Source organism: Pseudoalteromonas sp. SR45-5 (assembly GCF_014163565.1).
In the GTDB taxonomy this organism is placed as follows: Bacteria; Pseudomonadota; Gammaproteobacteria; order Enterobacterales; family Alteromonadaceae; genus Pseudoalteromonas; species Pseudoalteromonas distincta.
In genome coordinates this window covers 1-8916 of record NZ_JACJDN010000095.1, presented here as the reverse complement: position 1 = coordinate 8916, position 8916 = coordinate 1, and the positions used below count along the sequence as shown (strand labels likewise).

The following is an 8916-nucleotide window of genomic DNA, read 5'->3' as shown; positions in this document are numbered from 1 at the left end:
ATTAATTTTTATTTTTTCTAATTTTTCTAAATATTCATACTATTTAAACTCATTAAGCTCCTCCATATTTTCTTTTTCAGGAAGTCTTCCATCTTGCAAAATCGGAATTGATAGCTGATGTACAGTCTCTGACATATTATCAGTTAGCCTTTTAATACCCTTAACAAGGCTATGAGTATTATCTGATCTTACTAATTTTGATGACTGAACACTTTGAATCAGCCTCTTTAATTTTATTAATTTCCGCTCTAAAACGTCCAAAAGTCTTCCTTAACCTAATTTTTTAAATAATTTTCCAAGACTATATAAGAAATTCATGCATGATCTCAATAACTTCTTTCTCATCATCCTGTGACAAGCCTAAAAACGGCCTTGCTGATATGGCGGCTAAACGGGGTATCATATCGCTAGTTCCACCAAATTGATGGATAGCAGCGTATTCCATATTTGTGCCAAACTCTAATGATTCGTCCCCTACGTTATAAGCGAACGTGTCGCGCAGTATGTCGTTTAGCCTAAGTATTTTATCTTTGTTCTTTTTTTTACTCTTGGCGTAGTCTGGGCTAAGTGGCTGCCACGGGTCGCCATCTGGGCTGCGTTGCTCGTCAAAGTGATCACGGTGGGTCAACATTAAATGCTCGCCCACATTGCCTAACGCTGGCGCGAGATTGTCTAAGTTTTTTACCAGTTGGGTGAGCACACCGCTTACTGCTTGTGCGCCTTGGGTGCTTATTTGTATTTTAGCACCTGCCATTACACTAACCCTTCGTTAAATGCTTCTAGGTGTGTTTGCTGGTCTAGCCCTGCAATAAGCGCGGGGAGTAGGTCGGCTATTTGGTTGGCCTCTTTGCCTTTGGCTTGTTGCTCAAGCTGTGCAAACTCGCGACACGTTTGTATGGTATACGGGGTTTGCCTTAGCAGCTGCTGCGCTTGTTCGATTAATTTCATCGTCTTTTTTCCTGTGATTTGGCGGCATCTTTTACTAGTTGGTCTATCCAGCTTACAAGCTCCGGTTGCCATTTTTTAAGTTCGTTACGGGCAAGCGCCCAGGCGGTGAATGCCTCGGCAAATTCTTCGTACTTATTGACGGCACCGTAATAGGTTACGGGCAAGGCATTTTTTAAAAAGGCAGGTGCGCCTGCATAGTAATGCACTTGGTGGCCTAGTTCGTGTAGCCATGTGGCTACCACTGCATGGGCTTCGTTTTTATCCAGTGTATTAAGTGTATCTGATATTGTGTGATCGCGTTTTAAGATTTGCCCATTGTGCTTAAAACTGTATTTCCCTGCGTTGTTAGCTGCCAACTTGACGGTAAGCGCTGCGGTGTCTTGCACTGCTTGCATGTTTACTTTGGCTAGGTTTTGGCTGGCTTTTACTTTTACTACTACGTGCTCAAAACCCACTGAGGTAAACCCGCCTACCCGTTTAGGGTTACGGGTGGCGTATTGCATACGGGCGTAAAAGTCGTCTACGCCTAAGTACTCGCCTACGTCACTACGAATGGCTGCATTTGCTTTAGAACCTGCGCTCATTTCGTTACTTTTTACAAACAGGGTTTTAGTTTGCTTGGCGTCTAAAAAGCTGTTTAAGCCGCTAAGTACTTCGCTATCGAGCATTGCTAGTAATGGGTCGAGCTTTAGCGCGGTGACGTTTTTAGCGGTGCTGTAAGCCGATGGTACAATGCGGCTTGCTTGATAATCTGCTACGCGCTGTTTAAGCGGTGGCTTGTCAGCCACTTGTTTTTTAGCCTGGCTTGTTAGCTGGGCTGTATTTTTTGGGGTGTAGTCAAAACCCGGATCAATCCCGCGTGGTAGTTCAAATTCTTCGCCTGTTTTTTTATTTGTCCAGGTGTAATTACCATTATCGGGGGCTGTGCCTACGGTTAGGCCACGGCGCTTAAGCTCACGTTCGCTTAGGCTAAACTTTTTACATTTACAGCCCCAGCCGTTTTGTGGGCTGTGGGTGTCCCACCATGGATCATCTACCGGTAATACTAGGTTATTCCATTTTAAATGCAGTACGCGCGGGCTTTCGCTATCGCCGTGCTTGTATAGTGCATAAGGGCGGCTTGCTTTAAGTGCTTGTATTTGCCCCTCACGCCCTGCGTTGTAGGCTTGCCGTATATTGGTTTCGTATATTAACTGGCTACGCCATGCACTCTGGCCGTTATGCTCCCAACCGTAACGCGCTTTAATATTATCAAACTCTTTTTGAAACCAGCCCAGGCTTTTACCTTCACTTATAGCTTTGTCTACTGAGGTGTAAAAGTCGTTAAGCATGTCGGCTTTGGTTACGCCTGCAACCATAAACGCGCGGTTATGAGCGTTTTGCCATACATCATCCCAGCCAGAGCTTGGGGTATTTAGTTTTTGCCGAAAAAAGTTAATGCCATCATCAAATGGTAACGAGCCGTATCTAACAGCCATTCAACGGCCCTCATCCACTTCTAGCGCGCCCAGTAACTCACTGGCTGCCATAGCCTTTGCCATTAGCTCAGTAAAGCCCTCTGTGCTTATTTGTGGCTCTAATTCAAGTATGCCGTCGCGTATTTCTTCTAGGCTACTGGCATTTTTAATCAGCTCGGTTACAGCGTCGCTCATGCTGTTTAAGTGGGTTTGTGCTTGAGTGGCCAGCTGCTCGGCTACTAAATCGGCGTTGTCTTTTTGCGGTTCATTTTTAAGCGCAGCAAAGCCTTTAAGTGCTGTGGATGGCTCTGTTATTGCTGCTACTGGAGTTAAGCTTAATATCGCCTCGCCCTTTTCAGGTAATGGTATTTGGGTTTTTTCGCTTACCCATTTAGCCGGTATTGGGTAGTTAACTTCGGTAAGTATTTTAAGTGCTGGCGCTAATAATGCGATGTCGTCGGGTTCGCTGGTATCAAACTTAAAGCGTGGAATGCGGCGCGTGCCTGAATAGCTTTTAGAGTTAAGCGCGTGCATTGGGTAGATAATATCGCGCGTAATGGTGTTAGCTACTTGTTTTAAATCGCTTTCTGTTATGTCGTTTAGTACGTCCATATGCACGTTACCAAGGGCGTTAGTGCTGGTTTTACCATCGGCTTGGCTGGTGAGCGTTGCGCCTAATACGGCTTTACTTTGGGTGGTTTCACACCACTTGATCATGGCTTCAAACGGGTCTGATTGCCCATTAGCGGCATTTTGAAATTCAATCTCCATACCCTTTGGGATAATACCCCCTGCGTTATGACCGATGCTAAGCACGGCACGTAACAAAGTGGCTTTTTCATCATCACTTGCGCCATTGGGGTATTTACCTAAACGAAGCGGTAAGCCGTAAATCTCTAGGAACTCTGCAAGGTCACGTATTGAATAGTTTTTAAATAAGTAAGGCCATGCCACCGTTGAGGTTAAACCGGTGCGGTGTATGTAACCCGATTTACTACGGTGAACATGGGCACACCAACCAAACGAGTTGAGTGCTTGGCCTGTGTAGCTGTTGTCGCGCAGCATAAGCTGGTTGCGGTTGTCGGGGTGGGTTTTAAATAGGTTTTGGTCGCGAAATTCATAGCCTGATACTAGGTACATTCCGTCGTCAAATTGCCAAGTAAGCTCATTCGCTGAGAACGATTTTAGTATTGCGTCGCTACAATCAAAAAGCAGGTCGTCTAGCCATGTGGCATCCTCTAATATTTCTTGAATTGCTGCGGCGTCTTTTTCCTCTTGTGGAGTCGCGTTGCGCGGCGGCTCTACTGACCAATCGTATTTAAGCCAACCTCTGCGCCGCTTGGTTAGTTCGCTAAATAGGTGGCCGTCTTTGTCTTCCATGTCTTTGGCTAGGTCGGCCATGGCTGCTAAGTTTCCAGCTTCTGAGTCTTTTAATAGTTGCGATAACTTAGCAGGGGTAAGCGCTTCACTTGGGTGTTCAGCAAATTGACGCATTAGCATGCCAATGCGGCTATCCTGATCGGTTTGTACTTGCTTAAAGTCGGTTGATTTAATTGGGTTGCCGTGAATATCTACTATTTTGTTCATGGGTTTACTCTAACTTTAATGATGGGCTTAATGCTTAGCACGTATATATCAAGCGTTAAGGTGTGTTGGTGGGCCTTGGCTAAACTGGCGGCGGTTATGTCTAATTGCTGTACTTGGGCGGTGAATATCTCTTGATAAAAAATCCTAAATCGCCGCGCTACCATGCTGCTTTACGATCGCTTGCTAGGTCGTCACTGTGATCGGGGCGTAAGCTGTTAGCACTTTGCTGGGCTTTGCTTGGTAGTGGCGTAAATTCGATGGCGCTGCCGTCCATTTCAGCGGCACGTATTAGCATAGCGATTGATACGGCGCTATCTCCGTGGCGCTTGTTGCCATCGGTGCCCGTATTTTTACCTTTATCTACCTGAGCAATACCATTTTTAAGTTTGATTTGGCCTAGGTCGTCTAGTACGTCCTGATCTTTTGGTAGCGTTATATTATCGGTTTCAAAATAATCTTTTAGTTTTGGCATCCACTCGCGATACCAAGCTTGTGATAAATGCACGCTATCTACTAGCTCGGTGCCGTATTTAAGGCTTGCGGCTTCGGCTAAGTAACCCCCGTTACCAGTGGCATCAAACGCTAGGCCGCGCAGTTTTGGTAAACGGGCACAAATATACAGCATGATTTGCTTTTGCTGCTCGTAGGTTACATTGCGCAGCTCAACCATAAAGGGCACGGTTAGGCTGGTGTCTTGGTTTATTTCACCAATACTGAATACCGACAGATCGCCTTTACGGGCAAAATCTTCACCAAAAGCGTGAGTTAGATCAGGATTTAACCTACTTATAAGCTCGTCTATATTTTGTTCGCACCAAGTGGCTACGTCTTTTACGCGCTGCTCTTCGGTCCAGCTTTCAAAATCAGTAGGGGCTGTGTAGCGCAGTACTTTGCACTCATCGCTTAGGGCACGTTCACGCAAGCGGCGGCTTAAGTATTGCCCTGCGCCTTGGCTTGGTACGCAGTAAAGCTCTTCGTTTGCGGCATCGGCTGTGGGGTAAAAATCAACTTGATTAGTAAGCCATTCGTCTTCTTTGGCTTGCGTCCACGTTTGCCCACTCACTAAACAAATACGTTTATATAGGCCGTGTTTTAGCGCTTTATCAATCGGAATATGATGCACTGAATACTTTTTAGTACCCCGTCTGGCTTGGATTATTAGCGTGTTAAATAGGTTATCTACGCCGTTATGGGTCGAAATAATACGTACTCGCCCGCCCCACATGGTCAATGCCATGGCGGCTTTTAGTACTTCGTCTAGCTTGTCATGGAATGCCGCTTCGTCTATTACTACGTTGCCTTGGCGGCCTCGCAAGTTACGCGGGTTAGAGCTTAGCGCTACTATTTTTTTACCGGTGCTAGGGAATTTAATTTCAAAGGTATTGATTGAGCGCTTTGTGCCGTCTGGGTCTTTTTCTTCAAATATGCCCTCTTCGACTTCGCCCATAACCATATTGAGCTTTTGCGCCCAAAATGCACAGGCGTCTATAAACTCCTTAGCCATTTCTTTATCTGAGCCAAGGTAATAGGTGTTTTGCGCGCCTTTACTGGCACAAGCACTTAGTACGTCGTCGAGCGCTTCGGCAAAGGTTAGCCCTGTACGGCGTGACTTTTCGGCAATTTTTATTATTGCTTTATCTTCCATCCATGCTTTTTGATAACCAAAAAGTATGTCGGTGCCCATGGCAACCGCTAACGAACCTGCCACTTTACTAAGCGGTAGCTCGTTGGTTTGGGTAACGCTTTGCGCTGTGCTAGTCATGCTTTAGCCCTAAAATATCGCGTTTGAAAAAGGCCAGCATGTCGTCTGCGGTTTGCGGTAAGTTTTCGTTTTTAACCTTTTGGTCTAGGTCTTTGGCGAGCTTTTGCGCGTAGGCTTTTTCTATTTCTTGCTGGCGTTTGTGTGCCGCCATGGCAGTTTGCTCTAGGCGCTGGGCTGCTAGCATGGCGTCTTTTATGGTGTCTATGTCTACCGCTGCGTCGTCGTCGGGGTTCATCATTTGTTGCTGCATAGCCCGAAACAACTGAGAACGGCCCATTTCTAAAATAAGCTTGGTGGTGTCCCCCGTTGGCTTATCGCCAAGCTCTGCGGTAAGCGCTTTAGTTGACTCGCGCAGGTCCCGCAGCTTTTGACCTATGGCTTCTGTTTTTTGTGCATGGCGGCTTAGGCCACTGCGGCTAATGGTTGCGCCGTCGTCTAAGCCCGATTCAATAATAAGGCTGTTTACGGCGTCGAGTATTTCGCCCTGGCTAAAGCGTTTATCGCGGAGCATTGAGTCAAGCTGCTTTTTAATGTCTTCGGGTAGCAGGTCTACTTTGCTGGGCTGGCCTCTTCGGATTGAGTCGCTCATGGTTTAACCTCGTGGCCCTGGACGTTTAATGCCAGGAACAACACTAATGCCATCGGCTACGTCTATGCCCGATTGCGTAATGCGGGCTACCCACGTGTTAGCACTGAGTTTATCGAGTGTTATATAGCCGTTTTGCTCTAACCAATTGAGTAAGGTTTTAAGCTGATCGCGACTGCAACCTAGTGCATAGCGCTGTAGTACATCGGCTAGCATGCTGGTGTTAGCGCCAAAATCGGCGGATTCTTTAAGCGTTATTAATATGCTAATTCGTTGGTGCTCGGCTTGGACTTCTAAAAATGCCATGGTGTTTTTTCCTATGGGTGGGGCTTAAGGGCTGGCACGGTTTCTTCTACTGGTTCGCCGCATTTCATGCATCGATACAGCGTGTAATCGGTTATGCCTGTATTAAAATCGTCGGTGGTGACAACCTGAGCGGGTATGTTTTTATAACAAGCCTCGGTTTTATCCGACTTTGTAAGTACCGTGATTTTTACGCCGCATTGGCACTTGTCGTTAACTATCGCCACTACGCGTACCTCTAAGTTCGTTTTCCATTAATAAGTCGGTTAACCGTTTTAGGTCGGTGAGCTGTGGATTTAGGCCATCAATTTTGCCGCTAACTTCTATTAGGCGTTTATCAAGGTCGTGTAGGTCGTCGGCATTGGGCAGGTCTTCTACTGTTTTTTCTACGGCGCTTAAACGGCTTTCTAACACCTCATGCACCTTTTTGGTCACAAAAGTGCTGCGTAACCATGCCAGTGCGCCAGCGCCAACTATGGCTAAACAAACGGTTATAAATGCCTTTTGCCACTCCAAAATAAATTCCATGCTAATGCCTGTAATGCTGTTGTTGTATTTCAATGAGTGATTGGCAATCAACACAGGTGCTACAGTTTTTAACTGCTTCACGGCGCTGTTTTGGTATATCAATGCCGCACTCTTGGCAGTGCATAAACTCTGCACCTGGTTTGTTTGATTTTTCTCGTTGAATGGATAGCGCGGCATCTAGTAGGTGTTGCTCTATTTTTTGTGCGTCGTCGAGTTTACTCAATTTGGCTTCCTTACTTTTTCAATTACGTTCTTAATGCTTTGCTTTACGCCTGGTGCTGCTTTTTCGACGGTGCGGCCAATAACGTAGCCACCTATGCCTAGTTGGAGTAAATCCCATGCCTGCGCTGATAAGCGAAAAGCCAACCAACCAAATGAGTCAAAGCACACCAACACTAAAAATGTAAGCATGGTGATTGGCCGCCAATTGCGTTGTAACCAGCTTTCACCTTTGGCCTCTGCGGTAATAATTTGCGATTGAGCCTCTAGCACTTTGCCTTGTAGCTCGACAATTTTGCCCTCAAGCTCTAACACTTGGCTTTGTGCTGCGTTTTCAATGCGTTTAAGTTCGTTGGTAACAGCTTGGCGCTCTTCGTCGCTAGTAAACAGATCATCAATTAAATTAGTGATCGGCTCGACCACGTTAAACCAGTTTTTAATTGCCATTGTCATCCTCCTTATAAAGCCTGTGCTGGCGCTTGTGCTCTTTTTTAATTGCGTCTTGCAACGCTTGCCACACCTGTTTAGCTTTGGGATTGCTGTCTAACATTTTGTTGGTAAATGATTCGGGGTGTTGTGAGTCGTATTTTTTACCTGTTGCCTCTTCGTAGCTTGGCTTTACTACATGCTGCTCTATTTCGCTAAACACTAAGGTAAGCGCCAGCTCTTTAATTGCGGTTTTTTGTGCTGTAGTGAGTGGTTTTACTCTAGCGGCCATTGGATTCTCCAAAGCGTTTTTTAAGCGCTACGCGGGCTTTTTTGTAACTTTGCTGACCATCTACACGCAGCTGAATATCTACAGCCCGAACAGATTGCCAGCCATTGTTAAAGTGGCTTTGCATGGTGCCGCAGTGGCTATGCATTGGTATTTTGCGGGGGTCGAATGGCATGTTGTGCATGCGCGCATCTACTTCTTGCTCCATGCGTTTTTCGCGGCCTTTTTGATATGACCAATCCCAATTTTTACCCATTAGGCCACCTCGTTATGCTGGTTCACTGCAAATTCGGTTACATGGGCTAGGCGGTTATACCAGCCCTCTAAGTTTGGTTTTTGGCGGATATCGTTTGCACAAATACGGGCGTACTTGCGACCACGGTTTACGCTAAGCAGTACAATGAGGCTAAGGAATGGGCGCTCTAAAATGGCGGCTAGAGTTTTTGGCCCCATGCGGCCATCAGGCTTTGAGTTAACTAGGCGCTGGATTAATTGGGTCATGGCAGGTGAGCCGTGCTGTACTGCGCCATCGAGCAGCATAAAATCAACACCTGCGGGGACTTGCTCGCAGTACATAGCACGCCAGTAGTCACGGTGATAAAGGCGTACAGCATGGGCAAGGGTTAGATTTCTAATATCTAGGTTTGGGTATGCGCGCTGGCTAATGCCGTATTTTGTAAGGCCACCACGGTCTGATGCTACGTTGTTTAACCCGCCATCACCGCGCAAGCCCCCCTCTAAATACAAGATAGGTAATATACACTGGGCAAATTTAAGCGAGTACGGGGCAAACGTCGCTTGTATTTTGGGA

General features: G+C 46.3%; 15 protein-coding genes. All 15 read right to left on the bottom strand.

Features of this window, described 5'->3' with window-relative positions; genetic code table 11:
* Nucleotides 1-39 precede the first annotated feature (39 nt).
* Nucleotides 40-261, bottom strand: coding sequence for a hypothetical protein (locus H5072_RS05710; RefSeq protein WP_182692959.1), 222 nt, complete (start codon nucleotides 259-261; stop codon nucleotides 40-42).
* A 40-nt stretch (nucleotides 262-301) separates the two neighbouring features.
* Nucleotides 302-754 (bottom strand): phage virion morphogenesis protein, encoded by a 453-nt coding sequence (locus H5072_RS05705; protein ID WP_182692958.1) that lies wholly within the window; start codon nucleotides 752-754, stop codon nucleotides 302-304.
* Nucleotides 754-948: a hypothetical protein gene (locus tag H5072_RS05700; protein WP_182692957.1), complete on the bottom strand. Its 195-nt coding sequence runs from the start codon at nucleotides 946-948 to the stop codon at nucleotides 754-756. Before H5072_RS05700 ends, H5072_RS05705 begins: the two co-directional genes overlap by 1 nt.
* Nucleotides 945-2426, bottom strand: a complete 1482-nt coding sequence (locus H5072_RS05695; RefSeq protein WP_182692956.1) for a phage minor head protein — start codon at nucleotides 2424-2426, stop codon at nucleotides 945-947. Before H5072_RS05695 ends, H5072_RS05700 begins: the two co-directional genes overlap by 4 nt.
* On the bottom strand, nucleotides 2427-3992 hold the full coding sequence (locus H5072_RS05690) for a DUF935 domain-containing protein (RefSeq protein ID WP_182692955.1): 1566 nt from the start codon (nucleotides 3990-3992) through the stop codon (nucleotides 2427-2429).
* Nucleotides 3993-4149: 157 nt separating this feature from the next.
* Complete coding sequence (locus tag H5072_RS05685) at nucleotides 4150-5754, bottom strand: terminase large subunit domain-containing protein (protein WP_182692954.1); 1605 nt, start codon at nucleotides 5752-5754, stop codon at nucleotides 4150-4152.
* Entirely contained in the window at nucleotides 5747-6343 is a 597-nt protein-coding gene (locus H5072_RS05680; RefSeq protein ID WP_182692953.1) for a DUF3486 family protein, read from the bottom strand. Before H5072_RS05680 ends, H5072_RS05685 begins: the two co-directional genes overlap by 8 nt.
* Before the next feature lie 3 nt (nucleotides 6344-6346).
* The gene (locus tag H5072_RS05675; protein WP_182692952.1) at nucleotides 6347-6646 is read right to left on the bottom strand and encodes a hypothetical protein; all 300 of its coding nucleotides are present in this window, start codon (nucleotides 6644-6646) and stop codon (nucleotides 6347-6349) included.
* Nucleotides 6647-6657: 11 nt separating this feature from the next.
* Nucleotides 6658-6870, bottom strand: coding sequence for a hypothetical protein (locus H5072_RS05670; RefSeq protein WP_182692951.1), 213 nt, complete (start codon nucleotides 6868-6870; stop codon nucleotides 6658-6660).
* The gene (locus H5072_RS05665) at nucleotides 6857-7171 is read right to left on the bottom strand and encodes a DUF2730 family protein (RefSeq protein WP_182692950.1); all 315 of its coding nucleotides are present in this window, start codon (nucleotides 7169-7171) and stop codon (nucleotides 6857-6859) included. Before H5072_RS05665 ends, H5072_RS05670 begins: the two co-directional genes overlap by 14 nt.
* Before the next feature lies 1 nt (nucleotide 7172).
* A complete protein-coding gene (locus H5072_RS05660) occupies nucleotides 7173-7394 on the bottom strand; it encodes a TraR/DksA C4-type zinc finger protein (RefSeq protein ID WP_182692949.1) in 222 nt (73 codons plus the stop codon).
* Nucleotides 7391-7837: a 3TM-type holin gene (locus H5072_RS05655; protein ID WP_182692948.1), complete on the bottom strand. Its 447-nt coding sequence runs from the start codon at nucleotides 7835-7837 to the stop codon at nucleotides 7391-7393. The genes H5072_RS05660 and H5072_RS05655 overlap by 4 nt, the downstream gene beginning before the upstream one ends.
* A complete protein-coding gene (locus H5072_RS05650) occupies nucleotides 7827-8108 on the bottom strand; it encodes a hypothetical protein (RefSeq protein WP_182692947.1) in 282 nt (93 codons plus the stop codon). The genes H5072_RS05655 and H5072_RS05650 overlap by 11 nt, the downstream gene beginning before the upstream one ends.
* Nucleotides 8098-8361: a hypothetical protein gene (locus tag H5072_RS05645; protein ID WP_182692946.1), complete on the bottom strand. Its 264-nt coding sequence runs from the start codon at nucleotides 8359-8361 to the stop codon at nucleotides 8098-8100. Before H5072_RS05645 ends, H5072_RS05650 begins: the two co-directional genes overlap by 11 nt.
* Nucleotides 8361-8916, bottom strand: a 556-nt coding sequence (locus tag H5072_RS05640) for a glycoside hydrolase family 108 protein (protein ID WP_182692945.1), incomplete at its 5' end; no start/stop codon positions are given. The genes H5072_RS05640 and H5072_RS05645, both read right to left, overlap by 1 nt.